At 52.5% G+C, this 15,996-nt stretch carries 15 protein-coding genes; 11 read left to right on the forward strand and 4 right to left on the reverse strand.

Annotation, left to right across the window (positions count from 1 at the left end):
* Positions 1 to 283: 283 nt before the first annotated feature.
* Together AC6I77_RS14525 and AC6I77_RS14530 are read right to left on the reverse strand one after the other, a co-directional pair.
* Positions 284 to 505 carry a hypothetical protein gene (locus tag AC6I77_RS14525; RefSeq protein WP_050556827.1) on the reverse strand — a complete coding sequence of 74 codons (222 nt, stop codon included), beginning with the start codon at positions 503 to 505 and terminating at the stop codon, positions 284 to 286.
* Positions 468 to 1,112 carry an Ssp6 family T6SS pore-forming effector gene (locus tag AC6I77_RS14530; RefSeq protein ID WP_497817073.1) on the reverse strand — a complete coding sequence of 215 codons (645 nt, stop codon included), beginning with the start codon at positions 1,110 to 1,112 and terminating at the stop codon, positions 468 to 470. The genes AC6I77_RS14525 and AC6I77_RS14530 overlap by 38 nt, the downstream gene beginning before the upstream one ends.
* A gap of 385 nt (positions 1,113 to 1,497) precedes the next feature.
* Between AC6I77_RS14530 and AC6I77_RS14535 the strand changes: the two genes are divergently transcribed.
* From AC6I77_RS14535 to oxlT, 3 genes are all read left to right on the forward strand, one after another.
* On the forward strand, positions 1,498 to 1,797 hold the full coding sequence (locus AC6I77_RS14535; RefSeq protein ID WP_497817229.1) for an RNase A-like domain-containing protein: 300 nt from the start codon (positions 1,498 to 1,500) through the stop codon (positions 1,795 to 1,797).
* Between the two features lie 7 nt (positions 1,798 to 1,804).
* Positions 1,805 to 2,101 (forward strand): contact-dependent growth inhibition system immunity protein, encoded by a 297-nt coding sequence (locus AC6I77_RS14540; protein WP_140033128.1) that lies wholly within the window; start codon positions 1,805 to 1,807, stop codon positions 2,099 to 2,101.
* A gap of 505 nt (positions 2,102 to 2,606) precedes the next feature.
* Positions 2,607 to 3,881 carry an oxalate/formate MFS antiporter gene (gene oxlT / locus AC6I77_RS14545; protein WP_039659478.1) on the forward strand — a complete coding sequence of 425 codons (1,275 nt, stop codon included), beginning with the start codon at positions 2,607 to 2,609 and terminating at the stop codon, positions 3,879 to 3,881.
* Between the two features lie 174 nt (positions 3,882 to 4,055).
* Here the strand turns inward: oxlT and cirA are convergent, their stop codons facing one another.
* Positions 4,056 to 6,029, reverse strand: coding sequence for a catecholate siderophore receptor CirA (gene cirA / locus AC6I77_RS14550; RefSeq protein WP_497817074.1), 1,974 nt, complete (start codon positions 6,027 to 6,029; stop codon positions 4,056 to 4,058).
* Positions 6,030 to 6,079: 50 nt separating this feature from the next.
* Positions 6,080 to 7,231, reverse strand: coding sequence for an ABC transporter substrate-binding protein (locus AC6I77_RS14555; protein ID WP_105098878.1), 1,152 nt, complete (start codon positions 7,229 to 7,231; stop codon positions 6,080 to 6,082).
* Between the two features lie 629 nt (positions 7,232 to 7,860).
* Here AC6I77_RS14555 and AC6I77_RS14560 point away from each other — a divergent pair.
* The 8 genes from AC6I77_RS14560 to AC6I77_RS14595 are packed head-to-tail and all read left to right on the forward strand — an operon-like array spanning position 7,861 to position 15,785.
* A complete protein-coding gene (locus AC6I77_RS14560) occupies positions 7,861 to 8,691 on the forward strand; it encodes a DeoR/GlpR family DNA-binding transcription regulator (protein WP_008926749.1) in 831 nt (276 codons plus the stop codon).
* Between the two features lie 12 nt (positions 8,692 to 8,703).
* Entirely contained in the window at positions 8,704 to 9,687 is a 984-nt protein-coding gene (locus AC6I77_RS14565; RefSeq protein ID WP_003850327.1) for a substrate-binding domain-containing protein, read from the forward strand.
* 1 nt (position 9,688) lies between these two features.
* Positions 9,689 to 11,194, forward strand: a complete 1,506-nt coding sequence (locus AC6I77_RS14570) for a sugar ABC transporter ATP-binding protein (RefSeq protein WP_039659473.1) — start codon at positions 9,689 to 9,691, stop codon at positions 11,192 to 11,194.
* Positions 11,187 to 12,176, forward strand: a complete 990-nt coding sequence (locus AC6I77_RS14575) for an ABC transporter permease (RefSeq protein WP_008926751.1) — start codon at positions 11,187 to 11,189, stop codon at positions 12,174 to 12,176. The genes AC6I77_RS14570 and AC6I77_RS14575 overlap by 8 nt, the downstream gene beginning before the upstream one ends.
* A 15-nt stretch (positions 12,177 to 12,191) precedes the next feature.
* Complete coding sequence (locus AC6I77_RS14580) at positions 12,192 to 13,241, forward strand: ABC transporter permease (RefSeq protein ID WP_033743482.1); 1,050 nt, start codon at positions 12,192 to 12,194, stop codon at positions 13,239 to 13,241.
* Positions 13,241 to 13,933, forward strand: a complete 693-nt coding sequence (gene alsE, locus AC6I77_RS14585) for a D-allulose 6-phosphate 3-epimerase (RefSeq protein ID WP_003850331.1) — start codon at positions 13,241 to 13,243, stop codon at positions 13,931 to 13,933. The genes AC6I77_RS14580 and alsE overlap by 1 nt, the downstream gene beginning before the upstream one ends.
* Complete coding sequence (alsK, locus tag AC6I77_RS14590; protein WP_003850333.1) at positions 13,930 to 14,826, forward strand: allose kinase; 897 nt, start codon at positions 13,930 to 13,932, stop codon at positions 14,824 to 14,826. Before alsE ends, alsK begins: the two co-directional genes overlap by 4 nt.
* Positions 14,823 to 15,785, forward strand: a complete 963-nt coding sequence (locus AC6I77_RS14595) for a ribokinase (protein ID WP_003850334.1) — start codon at positions 14,823 to 14,825, stop codon at positions 15,783 to 15,785. Before alsK ends, AC6I77_RS14595 begins: the two co-directional genes overlap by 4 nt.
* The last annotated feature ends 211 nt before the right edge of the window (positions 15,786 to 15,996 follow it).

The following is a 15,996-nucleotide window of genomic DNA, read 5'->3' on the forward strand; positions in this document are numbered from 1 at the left end:
TAGGTGTACCAACAATTTTATAATCAATAATTTTCATTTAAATTCACAAAGATAAAAAATCCATTCAGACTTCGCCAGCCAAATAAATTAAAGGGTTACGTTCCTGTATTCACCACACAGCCAGATCACATAGTGGTTAAAGAATCACCAGTAATTACTCCATAGAGCACATCCTTGAGATATGCTGGTTTTGATAAGAGAAAGTACGCAATAAAAAAGGCCATGATTAGTATCATGGCTTTGGCGTTTAATATCATAACTTACAGATTATGTGACATAATAATCATGCTTCACCTTTTAGCTTATCCATTAGATAAGCGATAAACCAGGCAAGTATGAAAAAACCAAAAAAACCAACAATCTTTAATGGCCAGCCTTCAAATATAAACAACGAGAAAAATGCTGCGAAGGAGCAGATCCCCGTGGAAAAAGCTTCAACCACATTAGTAGTTTGTATACCTATGAACTTAACAAATTTTAGTAGAAATGATTTTGCAGAGTTCATTCTGTATACCTTTACACATTAACGTATGGCTGTTGATGTACATCAGATAGGGTTCAAGTGGCTTCTCAACTAGAAAATAGACCATATCCAAATTCAGTCGGGAAACCTTAGAATAGGTCTTTGGGAATCTGCTTTTCATCCGTCTTGATGCGAGTGAAGCCTCTTCGATTAACCCTTGAATCATGAGAAGGTTCAACGATAGCGACGAACCAACTCTCACAAACCGCTTGAAGGTCTCAGCAGTAACGATACGAGTTAATATTTTTTTAGCTATAAACTGGGCCAGAATAAATTGTGAACCTACCCTTCCCCCTAGCCTGCCAGCACCATAACCCAGCTTACCATCAATAGCTTGCTTACTCTCATTATCGAGCTTTGCATAAAAATCGAAAATCACAATAGTAATCAGTTGTCGGATTGGTTCATGCCTGTTTGTAGTGGCCTTAACCAACCGCATAAATCGTTCTGTTTCCCTTCGATTCCGGTTCTTAAGATCGCTCCCGGCAAGGCCGCTACCCTGCCACGTTCTTATAACCCCCTGATACATGCCCGAAGGAATCGATGACATACCATCCACAATTCCATAAGCAATTTGCTTTGCGTCCATACTCTTCCTTATAAGCAAATTATGTCCAGGGTTGAGAATATCTAATCTGACGCAGGATTTCCATTGGAACTATATTCCAGCACCACCACTAATTAGACCCCATGTTAAAAATTGATTTATATAGTTATTTAACGATTATAATTATAAACATGTTATCTAAAAGACGAGCCATTTAAATATACATAAACAGAATTATTTTAAGCTATAAAAATAAGTTATGTTTTTCTTTAGCTCCTTTTGGAGATCCTATTACTAAAAATTCCTGAAATTCTTTTCACTCTTTTCAATTGTCGAACTTTGGCAGAAACTCAGCAGCGGCTGGCCTGTTGTGCGGTTTCGCGGCGTCCAGGCGATTGTCATGGTGTCGCTGTTCAGCTGCATCTTTGTGACCCGCTGGCCGTGCACCTCCACGCCCGGACGCAGTGACTGGACACAGGTACGGTCAGCAGAAGAAACTATATCGAAAGCGCTTTTCGCTAACCGTGACGAAATAAAATCGGTGTTGAGCGGAGGCAGGCTCGGAGGCAGGCTGACTATTCGCAATGCATCTGGCAAAGCAATCGGCTATGGTTTCCGGCGCGGAGGTAGCCAGCGAATAGTCATGAAAAATGTGAGAGTTGTTATTGAGTTTCAGCAATATAACGGCAAACCCTACTACATTCTCACAGCATTCCCGGATTTATAGGTAGAAAATGCAAAAATTCCACTTTCTTGACCAACTGATTTTCGGTTATTTCAATCAGGACGCAGACATCATCAATGATGGCGAGGATACGATCAAAGGCATCGTGCGGCTTTTCAAAAAGTCAGTACCAGACTGGATGCTTAATGATCTCGTTGAAGAAGTTGACGATTTTATCTCAGCCTATGGTGGCAATGTCGAAGAGGAATTCAGGAAACGATATGGGTTTGATTTTGCCCCTGAACTTTGGGAAACCACTGCTCATGAATTCCTGATGACTGTTCGTCAGATCTCTTCAGAGAAATAAGGCTTTCAGGAGTACATTTTCCTGGTTGATGATTACCCGATCCATCATCAAACTCCCTAAAGCCCCGAAGATGAAAACCCTACGGGCTATTTGTGTTTCCAGTTTTTCCCTACAGCCTGAATCTACCCATTCCATACCCAATCTTTCAGCCACCGGTTAAAGCTCTTTTCGAGAGCCCCTCTCAGCACATCGCCCTTAAAACCCAAAACCCCAATGCTTTTATGACCACCAGCGCTTTCCCACGCACCATCTCAGCGCACTAAATCTTTGCACTTCATCACACTAAACCTCTAAGCCATCTCATTACCTGTTGATATTAATGGTTATTTTTATTGGCACATTTTCTGCTTAATTCTCTTCATACACCTATGTACCGGCATATCGGTCTCAGTAATCTGGCATTAGCAGCAGGCAAAGGTTTGGAACTGCGCAATGCCAGAACAGTGTGTAAACAGAGCAGACTGATTTTCAGCTGTGTAGCAGAGCGTAATGTGGAGACATAAGAATGACCTCAATTAGCGAACCGGTGGTGATAGCGAAACACAGCAAGTGGGTGCAGCTTCTGCTTGGACTCATTTGCATGGCGGCTATTTCCAGCCCGCAGTACGTCTGGACGCTGTTAACCAAACCGATGATTGCCAAACTCGGCGTCGGACTGGCGGAGCTGCAGGTCACGTTCTCGCTGCTGATTATTCTGCAGACCTTTTTTTCTCCCTTCCAGGGCCGGCTGGTTGAGCGCTTTGGTCCACGTCTGCTGATCTCCATCGGTACGCTGATGGCGGGCTTCAGCTGGGTAATCGCGGCCCGGGTCGATAGCCTGACGGCTCTCTATCTGGTCTATGGCTGCCTGGGCGGACTGGGTACGGGGATTGTGTATATCGGCGTAGTGGGACTGGTGATGAAGTGGTTTCCACAGCAACGCGGTTTTGCCGCCGGAACCGTTGCGGCGGGCTATGGCATGGGCGCAATTTTTACCACCTTCCCGATTTCCATTTCTCTTAATAGCTACGGGCTGGAACAGACGATGACGACATTTGGTCTCATCTTCGCCGCTGTGGGACTTCTCGCCAGCCAGAACCTGAGGCTGCCTGAAAGCAGCGCGATGATGCCGGTCAGCAACACATCGTCACCCGTACGAGGCCAGCGCCAGTTTAAATCCAGAGAAATGCTGCGCCAGCCGCTGTTCTGGCTGATGTTCATGATGATGACCATGATGTCGACCTCAGGGTTGATGGTCACCTCGCAGATGGCAATTTTTGCTGAAGACTTTGGCATCAGCAAAGCAGTCGTTTTCGGTATGGCCGCCCTGCCACTGGCGCTGACCATCGACCGTTTCACCAATGGTTTGACGCGCCCGCTGTTTGGTTTTATTTCCGACCGCTACGGCCGCGAAAATACCATGTTTATTGCCTTCGCACTGGAAGGTGTCGCGATGACGTTGTGGCTCGCCTGCCGTGAAGATCCCGTGCTGTTCGTACTGCTTTCAGGCGTCGTGTTCTTCGGGTGGGGTGAAATCTTCTCGCTGTTCCCCTCCACACTCACCGATACGTTTGGCAGTGAAAATGCCTCCACGAATTATGGCTGGCTCTATATGTCTCAGGGAATTGGCTCGATCTTTGGTGGTCCGCTGGCGGCGCTGATGTATCAGCACACCCATAACTGGCACCTGGTCTTTAGCTGCGCGATTACCTTCGACTTTATCACGGCCGGTCTGGCGTTGTGGGTGCTCAAGCCCTGGCGTGCACGCTTTATGCACGCGCAAAATAATCGTGCACATTAATTGTCGGTGAGTGACATCGCTGAATGAGATCAGAACTGAACAGGCATCTTCTGCGTTCTTACAATGCATCGTCAGGACGGACTGATTCTGATGTCAGGCTCTGATGGAACCCGTAGTAACCACTTAAAGCGCAAAAACAGCCGGGACTGCTGATGTCCCGGCCGGCGCTGACGATCAGAAACTGTAATCAACAGCCGCGAAATATCTGCGGCCATCTTCGTTATAGCTGTAGTCGTCGCGGTTGAGATCTTTATCGGTCAGGTTCAGAACGCCAGCACGGATTTTCACCGCTTTGTTCACCTGATATGACCCGCCGGTATTCCAGGTGGTATATCCGCCTGGTGTTGCATTGCCATCGGTCACGGTGCGGCTCACGCCTTTGTAATTCGCGGAAAGATAGAAGCTCCAGTCCTCCAGCGGTTTCCAGTCAAGCGTCGCATTCGTCGTGTGGAACGGCAGTTCAGATAGCGGTTTATTGCCGCCGTTACTCAGATCGCGGGCGTCATTGTAGGTGTAATTCAGTCGGAGATTCAGCTTGTCGGCGACCGGCAGACCGAGTTCCGTTTCCAGCCCGCGGATCCGTGCTTTATTCACGTTGTAATAGCGGAAGATCGGATTGCCGCTGGCATCAAATCCGGCAAAGTTTGGATAGGATGGCGCCAGACTGCGGTTGGCGGTGCGGATAACCGTAATCATGTCGTCAATGTCGTTCTGAAACACCGTCGCGCTGGCGGTAACATCTTCAAGCCACCCTCTCTGACCGGCGTAATAGAGTCCGAACTCCATGCTTTCGCTGGTTTCTGCTTTCAGATCCTTATTGCCCACCACATTGCAGCTCCCGCGGCATGAACCACTGAGCCAGTCCGGGCTCAGCTGAAGCAGAGAAGGCGCTTTGAAAGCGGATGCCCAGCCGCCTTTCAACGTGACCGTATCGGTGGCGTTGTAGACCAGATAGGCACGCGGGCTCCAGTTGACGCCGTAGTTCTCGTGGTCATCCATGCGTACGCCGCCAGTCAGCGTCAGGTTTTCGAAGATGTGCCATTCATCTTCCAGGAACAGCGCGTACTGATTAGCCTGCACGCTGCCGCCATTTTTCATGTTTACCGCATCTTCCAGCTTATCGTTGCGGTATTCACCGCCGAACGTCAGGAATTGAGTGTAATCACCCAGCGGGATCACGACTTTGCCGTCGAGAGAATTGTTTTTCGAGGTAATGGTTTTGGCGTTTTTATTTTCGATTTTTTCACCGTAAAAACGCAGTTCGGTATTCGCCACTCCCCAGCGGCCAGCGTGGCCGAGCGAGTAGTTTTCGCGCTCGATACGGTTTTTATCCAGGGTGTCGGAATCCCGATCCTGACGATCCATCCCGTAACCGAACGTGATGTCCTGATCTTTATCCGGCGTCAGTGAGAATTCCACATTAGCATTACGCGATGTGTAACCTTCAATGCGCGGCTGACCAGTGCTGCCACTGGCGGAACTGGCCTGATCTTTATTGCGTTTACCCAGCGCACCATAAACTTTCACGCCCAGTAAATCGTCAACCAGCGGGCCGCTGGCAAAGAAATTGCCGTTGCCGCTGTCACCGCGATCGCGATGTTCCTGAACGGTGGTGTCTGCGCTCAGCGTGCCATGCCACTGGGTGCCGACTTTACGGGTGATGATGTTGACCACACCGCCCAGCGCATCGGACCCATATAAAGAGGACATTGGCCCGCGCACCACTTCAATACGTTCGATCGATTCTGCCGGGATCCAGCTCAGATCAAAATCGTTATGGCGGAAGACGGCGTTGCGGGAATTCACGCGTTTGCCGTCGACCAGGATCAGCGTGTAGCTGCTGCCCAGTCCGCGAATGCTGACACCCTGTCGGTTATCGCTTTCATTGGTGAGCTGTACGCCGGGAACGTCTTTCAGCACCTCTTTGAGGTTTTGTACCGGTTTTCTCTGCAGATCTTCGCGAGTGATTACGCTGATACTGGCGGGGGCATCTTTGAGATTTTGTTCGACAGAGGAGGCTGTAACCACCATCTGATCTTCATTTTCTTTCACCTCGCTGGCCTCTTCCGCCATCACCGGCATCGTGGCAGTAATCAGTTGTGCAAACAGCCCCGCTTTAACGGCAGGTGTAAATTTAGTCTTAACCATTTCTTCTCTCCGAGAGGTAAAACGCCCCGGCAGCCGGGGCAAAGTTCCTTTTACTCTGTCCAGTAAGTGCCGGTCGGTTCGACAGCGAGGAACTGTTTATAAAGTTGTTTTTGTGTTTTCTGCGGATCGAGCCCGGCAAACTTTTGCGGATAAAATGCTTTGGCAAAGTACTGAACGGCCAGCACGTTATAGGGAGAGTTGTAATAGTTGTGCCAGATGCCAAAACTGCGCCCCTCTTGCACGGCTTTCAGCGTGCTGATGCCTTTACGCGCCAGCAGCGGCTTCAGGCTGGCGCTCGCCTGTTCTGGTGTGGTCTGCGCGCCCAGCACTAAACTGACCGGCTGCGGATCACCCGCTTTCGGTGGTCTGGCACCTCCACTGACCAGATAGACATCCGGCTGCGCGGCAATGACTTTTTCCAGATTCACCTGACCGAGCGCGCCCGGCAGCAGAGGTTTGGCGATATTCACGCCACCCGCCAGATCGATAAAATCACCCATGTTGCCGTTACCGGCTGAGCGGCAACATTCATCTGCTGTGGAGGCCCGCAGTTCGATAAAGACTTTCGGTTTATCCTGCATCGGGATATCGCGGGTGACATCGGTGACGCGTTTAATATTCTCCTGATAGAAGCGGATGTACTCCTGCGCCTGTTTCTCGCGGTTCAGTACTTTCCCCAGCAGTTCCATACTCGGCAGAGTGTTTTTGAGCGGAGAAGTGCGGAAGTCCACAAACACCACGGGCACACCGGCGTTTTGCAGCTGTTTCACCAGCTCACTACCTTTGCCGGGACCGTGCCCCGACAGACCGAAAATCGCCAGCTGCGGATTCAGTGTCAGCACTTTTTCCGGGCTGATGGTGTCGGCACTGGTCGTGCCGATCAACGGAATGTTGTCGATTTGCGGGAACTTCGCCCGATAGGTGGCGTAGGTTTGCGGGTCAAGTTTACGGAAATCGCCCTGCCAGCCGACGATTCGGTCAAACGGTTTCTGGCCCTCAAGCAGCGAAAGAGCGAAGAACAAGCGGCCTTCTCCGAGTACCACACGCTGAACATCATCCGGCACGGTAACCGTGCGTCCCGCAACGTCTGTGACGGTGACCGCCTGTGCCGTTACACTGAGCAAGCAGAACGTGAGGCCTGCGAATCCGGCAACCATCTGCTTGCCAGAAAGCACTTTTACTAGTTTCTGAGGATAATTCATCTTCTTCCGATTCCTTTGCGTTTCCCTGAAGAGGAGCAAATAATAATGCAAACGATAACTATTATCAATTACATCTACATTTACATTTGTACGCAGCCCGGTGATTGAGCGCACTAAAGCGCCCATAAACAACGGTCAGAGAGTCACAAAACTGAAAGATGAAAAGCGTGAACGAGGCTGCGCATTCCATTACTGCAGTCTCGTGATCATAAAAGCAGAAAGCGCTCAGCGGGAGAACCATTGCCGGAACAGCTTGATTTTCGTCTGAATCACCAGGACTGAGTCTGTTATTTTTTCTCTTTCCATCACCCTCAGGTGACTTAACAGGAACGCTGAGAAAGTCAGGTGTGGATTTAAACGGTCAAACCCACACAAACGGTCATAAACAGTCACGCCATAGCAACAATGTCTATATAGTTTATTAACCCTTTTGGTGATTGCTACCTGCCGTATAAGGCTAATTATGTGAGCAAAATCACTAAATAATGTAATGAGCCGCAATATTTTTCATGAAATATTTCGACTTCATCACCTTATAAACGCCAGCGCAATTTACCCACGTGGACTCCTGCCCAGTCCACATTTTCCCGTGTCTGCTTCCAGTACTTTATATCCATCGGAGGATAAGTATGTTGCCGATTGAAAGACAGCAAAGAATTATTAATGAGATTAATATAAATGGCCGGGTAATTGTCTCAGAACTGGTCACTCTGTGTCAGGTTTCACAGGAAACAATTCGGCGTGATTTAAGCCAGCTTGAAAAGCGCGGTTTATTACAACGCAGCCATGGCGGCGCCGTTCTGATAAAAAAACAGAACACTGGCACACAAGGAAATAGCAGAATCGCTAACCAAAGTGAATTAACTTTTCGGCAGCGAATTAACGAGCACGTTGATGAAAAAATGATTATTGCCAAACGCGCGCTCGACTTTATCAGCCCCGGCGACTGTATTTTACTGGATAGCAGTACCACCTGCTGGTATCTGGCGCGACAGTTGCCAGACATTGAATTAACGGTATTAACCAATTCGCTGCGCATCGTACAGACGCTTGCCGCTCGCGGCAGTATTCGCACTATCTGTCTGGGCGGTGAATATTCCGATCGTGATGAGGCTTTCCATGGGGTGGTGGCTGAGCAACCACTACGGGAATTTCAGATTAATAAAATATTTTTTTCCTGTAGCAGTCTGGGTAACGACGGATATTTACGCGAAGGCAATGAGAATAATGCACACCTGAAACAACAGATGCTGCTGGCCGCCGAAAAAAAACATCTTTTAATGGATGGCAGTAAATTTCTGCGGCCCTCGTTCGCCCGGATATGTCATTACCGCGATGTCGATTTTCTTATTACTGACCAATTAAAAGATAAAGAGCTTGAACAGGAACTCGCGTGGAATGGCGTTAATGTCATCGTCTGTTCACAGCGTTATCAATCCATGCAGCTAATTAAAAATTAACCCGGAGTCTGTATGAAAAAACATCTTATCGCCTGCTCTTTACTTGCTCTGTTTGCCGCCACGGGCGCGCAAGCTGCTGATAAATTGCGTATGGGTATTGTGGTCAAAATTGGCGGTATTCCCTGGTTCAATGCCATGGAAACCGGCATTAAAAGTGAAGCAGCGAAACGCGGTATTGATGCGTGGATGGTCGGCCCTACTGCCGCTGACCCGGCACTTCAGGTGCGTGCCATTGAAGATTTGATTGCGCAGAAAGTCGATATCATCGGCGTAGTCCCCAACGATCCAAAAGTGCTGGAGCCGGTGCTGAAACGGGCACGCGATGCCGGTATCGAAGTCATTACCCATGAGTCTCCCGGTCAGCAGGGCGCCAACTGGGATTTTGAACTGGTCGATGCGACAACCCATGGCATCAATCATATGAAAGCACTGGCGAAGTGCATGCACGATGAAGGCAAATACGCCATGTATGTGGGCAGCCTGACGGTGCCGCTGCATCAGCAGTGGACTGACGCTGCACTCGCTTATCAGAAAGAGCACTACCCCAAAATGCAGCTGGTCACCGACAAATTTGGCGTTGGTGAATCACTGGATGACTCCATCCGTACCACGAATGAGCTGATGTCAAAATATCCCGATTTGAAAGGCATCCTGGCGTTTGGTTCGCAGGGGCCAATCGGTGCCGGACGTGCGGTCATGAACCGTAAAAAAATCGATCAGGTTTGTGTCCTTGGCTCTTTCAGTCCGGGACAGGGTGCCTCCCTGGTTCAGCGTAACGCCATCAAAGGCGGCTACATCTGGAATCCTGAGACCGCAGGCGAAGTCTTTGTGCGTATTGCCGACATGATGCAGAAGAAAGAGCCGATTACTGACGGCATGACGATTGAGGGGCTGGGCAAGGTAAAAGTGGATGAAAAGAGCCACACCATTCTCGGTAACAATACAGAGAGTCTGGATAAAGAAAACCTGCCAAAACTGGTAAAAATGGGGCTTTGATATGCAAGAGGTCACTCCACAGACACTGATTGCGCTCGATAACCTGTCGAAAACATTTGGTGGCAACCGCGCGCTGAGCGATATCTCCCTGACCTTACTGGCAGGCGAAGTGCACTGTCTCGCTGGCACCAACGGCTGTGGCAAGAGCACTCTGATCAAAGTGATTTCCGGGGTGCACGCCCCGGACAGCGGCAGCCGCATCACCCTGGGCGACGGCGCGCCACTGCCGCGCCTTACTACCCGGCAGGCGCGCGACTTCGGTATCCAGGTGATTTATCAGGATCTGTCGCTGTTTCCCAACCTGAGCGTGGCAGAGAACATCGCCTTTGAGCATAACCTCAACGGCCTGCTGCGCTGGCACCACCGCGCGCGGCTGCAGGAAAGCGCGCGCAGCATTATTAATGAGTTGAAGTTCGACCTGAATCTGGATGAAAAGGTCGCAGCGCTCTCCATCGCGCAGCGTCAGCAGGTGGCGATCTGCCGTGCCCTGGTCGCCGATGCGCGGCTGGTGATCATGGATGAACCCACCGCCTCCCTGACCCGAACCGAAGTAAATCAGCTGCTGCGAACCGTACGCTATCTGAAAGACAAAAATATCTGCGTGGTGTTTGTCAGCCACCGGCTTGATGAAGTGCTGGAGATTTCTGACCGCGTTACGGTAATCCGTGACGGGCGCAAAATGGGCTGCTGGCCCGCGCAGGAGATGACGCCGCACCACCTGACAGAGCTGATGACCGGTCTGAAACTCGACTACCAGCTAAAAGCGCCGACACGCAACGACAATCGCGCCATTCTGGAGATAGAGGATTTAACCCGCGCCGGCCAGTATCACAACGTCAATTTTAAATTGTATGAAGGCGAGGTGCTTGGGCTGTGCGGCCTGCTCGGCTCCGGACGCACTGAACTGGCACTCTCACTATTCGGCATGACACGTCCCGACAGTGGTAAAATCTGGCTCGACAGTAAGCCGGTACGCTTTCGCGGCCATGAAGATGCAATCAAAGCGGGTATCGGCTATGTGTCGGAAGATCGCCTGACGCTGGGCCTGGTGCAGCAGCAGTCTGTGGCAGACAACATGGTGCTGCCGATCCTCGACAAACTCCAGAACCGGTTTCACCTGATTGATGAATACCGCAAGAACAAGCTGATCCTGCAGTGGATCCAGCAGCTTGGCGTGCGCGTGGCCGATCCGAACCTCGCCATTTCTACCCTCTCCGGCGGCAATCAGCAGAAAATTGTGCTGGCGAAATGGGTGCTGACCCAGCCGCGAATTCTGATCCTCGACTCGCCTACCGTTGGGGTAGATGTGGGTGCCAAGGCCAGTATTTACCAGTTGATCCATGAGCTGGCGAAAGAGGGCCTGTCGATCATTCTGATCTCCGATGAAGTGCCAGAGGTCTGGTACAACTGCGACCGCATCCTGCATTTCCGCGATGGCACGATCCATGCCGAATACCAACCTGATAGCGTCGAGCAGCAGCAGCTGGCGGAGGTGATCAATGCCTGACTTTTCCCGTTTTCGTCCGCACTCCAGTCAGGGCTGGCTCGCCTGGGTACTGCTGGCATTCATTCTGTTTTTCTCGGTTGCCAGCGATCAGTTTCTCACCATGCAGAATCTGCTGGATCTGGCAGAGAGCTATGCCGTCACCGGCATCTTTGCACTGGGTCTGTTTGTGGTGCTGGTCACCGGCGGTATCGATATCTCCTTTGCGGCTGTCGCCTCCGTGGTGCAGTACCTGCTTGCGTCACTCTTTGTGCAGTTCCAGTTCGATAATGCGCTGCTCAGCATTGTGCTGGCGGTGATGTGCGGCACGCTGTTCGGCGTAATCAATGCGCTCCTGATTACCACGCTGCGGGTGGTCTCCATCATCATCACCATCAGCATGCAATCGCTGCTGTTCGGACTGCTGATGTGGGTAACCGGTGGCCGCAGCCTCTATTCGCTGCCGGAGTGGTGGATCACGCTGCGCAACGTGCTGCCGTTCAGCTGGCAGGGAGAGAGCTTTCAGGTGGGCCTGCCCCTGGTCACGATGCTGCTGATTGCTGCAGTAACGGCCCTGCTGCTGAACAAAACCAATCTGGGCCGTCAGCTTTACGCCGTCGGAGGGGATGCGGAGTCAGCCCGTCGTATTGGTATTCGCGTTGGACTGATCCACGTTTTCGCCTATGGCTGGCTGGGCGCGATGGCGGCGATTGGCGGGCTGGTACAGGTCTATCGCATGGGCGAAGTGGTGCCGAATGCGCTGGTTGGCGGTGAGCTTGATGTCCTGGCGGCGACAGTGCTGGGCGGCGCCAGCCTGATGGGCGGCAAAGGCACAGTTAGCGGCACACTGATGGGGGTTTTCCTGATCGCCATTCTGAAGAACGGCCTCAATCTGGTGGGAGTATCGAACTACTTCATGAATATCGTGGTTGGCGGCGTCATCATGATTGCGATCGCCGTGACCCATTACAAAAAACGCAAAGAAACTGACGTCAGTTTCGTGTGACAGAGGGCACTGATGATGAAATCACTGATTGCACTGCGCCCGGACGGCACCAACATCGGCCTGATGCTGCTTATCGCGCTGGCGCTGGCCATCTTTACGGTGATGCTGCCGGGTCGCTTCCTGACCGACTCAACCTTTATGAGTATGGCATTTCAGCTGCCGGAGCTGGGCTTACTCACACTGGCGATGTTTATCGCCATCCTCAGCGGCGGCCTGAACCTTGCCATTATCGCGACCGCTAACCTGACGGCGCTGTTTATCGCCTGGACGCTGATGAGCGCCCTGCCCGCCGGAGCCGGCATGGCGCTGCAATTGCTCTGGCTGTTCATCGCCATCATTGGCGCCATGCTGATCGCCGCCGTAATCGGCGTGGTAACGGGTCTGATGGTAACGCGAATCGGCGCGCACCCGATTCTGGTCACACTCGCAACAATGATGACGCTGAACGGTATCGGTATCTGGCTGACCAAAGGGGCTGCCGTCAGCGGCATGCCGCCGGTGGTACAGGCGCTGGGTGCTGATACGCTGCTGGGTATGCCGCTGCCGCTCTGGGTATTCCTGATCGCCGCCGCGCTACTGGCACTGTTTCTCGGTAAAACCCGCGCGGGAAAATGCATTTACATGGGCGGCAGCAATATCAACGCCACCTGGTTCAGCGGCATCAATACCCATCGCATGGTGATGCTGGTCTATGTGATCTCCAGCCTGCTCTGCGTACTGGCAGGCCTGATTATGATGGCGCGCTTTAACTCCGCGCGCATGGGTTATGGCGATGCTTATCTGTTACTGACAGTACTGGCGATTATTCTTGGCGGCACCGATCCCAACGGCGGATTCGGTCGCGTCACCGGTGTGGTGCTGGCACTGATTGCGCTGCAGGTACTTTCAACCGGTTTCAATCTGATGAACATCAGTCAGCACGTCAGCCTGGCAATGTGGGGCGCAGTATTGATTGTGGTCCTCGCCTTTAAACAATTTAAAACCCGATTCAACGAACACCGTGCAGTAAAGCTCAGCAGGCTGGCCGCGGTGCTTAATCCTCTGTCTGAAAAGAAGGAAGTATGATGCGTACTCAAATCTCCCCGTCACTGATGTGTATGAACCTGATGGAGATCAAGCACCAGCTACAGGTTCTCGACTCGCGCGCTGACTTTCTTCATGTGGATATCATGGATGGTCATTACGTTAAAAATATAACGCTCTCCCCTTTCTTCATTGAGCAGATCCGTCCTTTCACCCGCGTGGCGATCGACGTGCATCTGATGGTGGAAGAGCCGACTAATTTTATCGAGGCGGTTGCAAAAGCGGGGGCTGACTATATCTGTCCGCACGCGGAGACGATCAACCGCGACGCGTTTCGCGTCATTAATCTGATCCGCAGTTATGGTAAAAAAGTGGGCGTGGTGCTCAATCCAGCCACCCCAATCTCATATATTCAGCACTATATCCATTTGCTCGACAAGATCACCGTGATGACGGTGGATCCGGGCTACGCCGGCCAGCCTTTTATCCCGGAAATGGTTGAAAAGGTGCGTGAGCTGAAAGCACTGAAGCAGCAGCACGGATATCACTATCTGATCGAAATCGATGGCTCCTGTAACACCCGCACTTATCACCAGCTTATTGGCGCGGGCGCAGAAGTCCTGATTGTCGGTACCTCGGGCTTATTTAACATTCATGACGATTTAGCCACCGCCTGGAAGATGATGCGCGACAGCATTGATGAAGCCCAGGGGCTGGCGCAGGTGTCTGCATGAAACCGCGCTGGCTCGGTATCGACATTGGCGGCACCGGTACCCGGCTGCAGCTCATGGAAGCGGGAGGCGTCTGGAGCAGCTTTCGCAAGGTGCCCACCGCCAGCTGGGCCCGGCAGCCGGACGCGCTGCAGGCACTGGCTCAGCTTATTGATGATACGCTGGAACAGCAGCCAGTCAGCGGCATTATGCTGGGCCTGCCGGGTATCCTCAGCCGCGACAGAATGCAGGTGATTTCGCTGCCTTTTATCCAGGCGCTGGACCACCAGCCTGTGGCGGCACGCCTGGCAGCGGAGCTCGGTGTGCCCGTGGCGATGGACAAAGATGTGAACCATCTGATGCTGTGGGATCTGCTGCAGCTGGAGCAACTGCCGGATAACGCCGTCGGCCTCTATCCCGGCACCGGAATGGGCAACAGTCTGTGGCTCAATGGGCAGTTTTATCATGGCGAGCATGGCGGTGCTGGCGAACTGGGGCATGTGCCGGTGGCAGGCAATGATCTCCCCTGCCCGTGCGGTAATCGCGGCTGTGCGGAGACCCTGACTTCAGGCCACTGGCTGAGTCACTGGGCCACGCTGAACGCCGCCGACACGCCTATTTCTGCGCTGTTTACCCATCACGGCGACCAGCCTGAACTTCAGGCATTTGTGCGACGGCTGGCGCAGCTGATTGCAACTGAGATGAATATACTCGACCCGGAATATCTGATCCTCGGCGGCGGTGTGCTGGCGATGGCTGATTTTCCGCTGGCGTTGCTGCGCAACCAGATTCAGCAGCATCTTCGGCCACCGGTCACGCGCGAAAACCTGAAGATCATTTTCAGCCACTCAACCGACTACACGGGCTGTCGCGGTGCCTGTCTCGCCGCCGAACGCCTGTTCAGGAGCGCAGGATGAAAGGAAAAGTATGTGTTTTCGGTTCCTTTAACCTCGATGTTGTTGCCGTGATGCGTCGCTTTCCGCTACCAGGGGAGTCGCTGACAGCGCACAACAGCATGATGGGCGCGGGCGGTAAAGGCGCCAATCAGGCTACGGCGGCGCTGCGCGCTGGTGCTCGGGTGCACTACATCGGTAAAGTGGGCAATGACGATTTTGGCCTTTTCGCGCGACGTCATCTGGAGAAAACCGGCTTTGACGCCATTACGCTGTTTACCTGTAAAGAGAAACCCACCGGTAACGCGCTGATTTACGTCGCAGGCGACGACGCTGAAAATATGATTTCTGTCTATCCGGGCGCCAATACCACCGTGACCGCTGCAGAGGTCACGCGCTGCCAGCCTACGGTAGCCGCTGCCGATATTCTGCTGGTACAGCTGGAAAACAACCTGAGTGCCATTCAACGCATGGTTGATAACGCGCGTGCCAGCGGCACCTTTGTGATTCTCAACCCGGCGCCGTGGCAAAAAATCAGCGATGCGCTGCTGGCAAAGGTTGATTTGCTGACGCCTAACAGCACGGAAGCGAGCCAGCTTAGCGGGGTAACTGTTACTGATTTTGCCAGCGCACGTCGCGCCGCTGAGGTACTGCATCGTAAGGGTGCGCGTCAGGTCATTATCACGCTGGGCATTGCTGGCGCCCTGCTCTCTACACCTGCGCAGCAGCAGCGTATTCCGCTTTTTCCGGCACAGCCGCGCGATACCACAGGTGCTGGCGACGCGTTTAATGGCGCGCTTGCCGCCCGGCTCGCGTCCGGCGAGGATCTGCCCCAGGCGGCGCGATTTGCTGCGGCATTTGCCTCACTCTGTGTCGAACGTGCCGGCGCAGCCGACTCAATGCCCTCGTATGCCGAGGCTTTCGCGCGGCTGCAGGCGCACCCGGAATGTATTATCGAGCCGATTGAGAGCGTAATCGCGTGATGCAGACCGGCAAGCTGATCTTCATCAGTTCCACTCTGAACTCGCGCTGAACAGCGCGAGGCTTTTCAGGAGAGTGCTCATCGGGCATCTCCTCACGCGCCTGGCAGGAAACCGTCGTGCTGCGACGTGTCGATGGCGTTACAGCCCGGCGATCAGTTATCAGGAGGGGAATCGTTTTTTGCTCAGTATAAAATGCTCAACGCCTGAAGAT

It is taken from the genome of Pantoea sp. X-Soil-ISGK-259, from assembly GCF_059730705.1.

Bases quoted from the DNA above. Each gene is read 5' to 3' on its own strand.
- AC6I77_RS14565 (WP_003850327.1), top strand. From the start codon at position 8,704: ATGAAAAAACATCTTATCGCCTGCTCTTTACTTGCTCTGTTTGCCGCC.
- AC6I77_RS14555 (WP_105098878.1), bottom strand. From the start codon at position 7,231: ATGAATTATCCTCAGAAACTAGTAAAAGTGCTTTCTGGCAAGCAGATG.
- AC6I77_RS14560 (WP_008926749.1), top strand. From the start codon at position 7,861: ATGTTGCCGATTGAAAGACAGCAAAGAATTATTAATGAGATTAATATA.
- AC6I77_RS14540 (WP_140033128.1), top strand. From the start codon at position 1,805: ATGCAAAAATTCCACTTTCTTGACCAACTGATTTTCGGTTATTTCAAT.
- alsK (WP_003850333.1), top strand. From the start codon at position 13,930: ATGAAACCGCGCTGGCTCGGTATCGACATTGGCGGCACCGGTACCCGG.
- AC6I77_RS14580 (WP_033743482.1), top strand. From the start codon at position 12,192: ATGAAATCACTGATTGCACTGCGCCCGGACGGCACCAACATCGGCCTG.
- AC6I77_RS14575 (WP_008926751.1), top strand. From the start codon at position 11,187: ATGCCTGACTTTTCCCGTTTTCGTCCGCACTCCAGTCAGGGCTGGCTC.
- AC6I77_RS14530 (WP_497817073.1), bottom strand. From the start codon at position 1,112: ATGGACGCAAAGCAAATTGCTTATGGAATTGTGGATGGTATGTCATCG.
- oxlT (WP_039659478.1), top strand. From the start codon at position 2,607: ATGACCTCAATTAGCGAACCGGTGGTGATAGCGAAACACAGCAAGTGG.
- AC6I77_RS14525 (WP_050556827.1), bottom strand. From the start codon at position 505: ATGAACTCTGCAAAATCATTTCTACTAAAATTTGTTAAGTTCATAGGT.
- AC6I77_RS14570 (WP_039659473.1), top strand. From the start codon at position 9,689: ATGCAAGAGGTCACTCCACAGACACTGATTGCGCTCGATAACCTGTCG.
- alsE (WP_003850331.1), top strand. From the start codon at position 13,241: ATGCGTACTCAAATCTCCCCGTCACTGATGTGTATGAACCTGATGGAG.
- AC6I77_RS14595 (WP_003850334.1), top strand. From the start codon at position 14,823: ATGAAAGGAAAAGTATGTGTTTTCGGTTCCTTTAACCTCGATGTTGTT.
- cirA (WP_497817074.1), bottom strand. From the start codon at position 6,029: ATGGTTAAGACTAAATTTACACCTGCCGTTAAAGCGGGGCTGTTTGCA.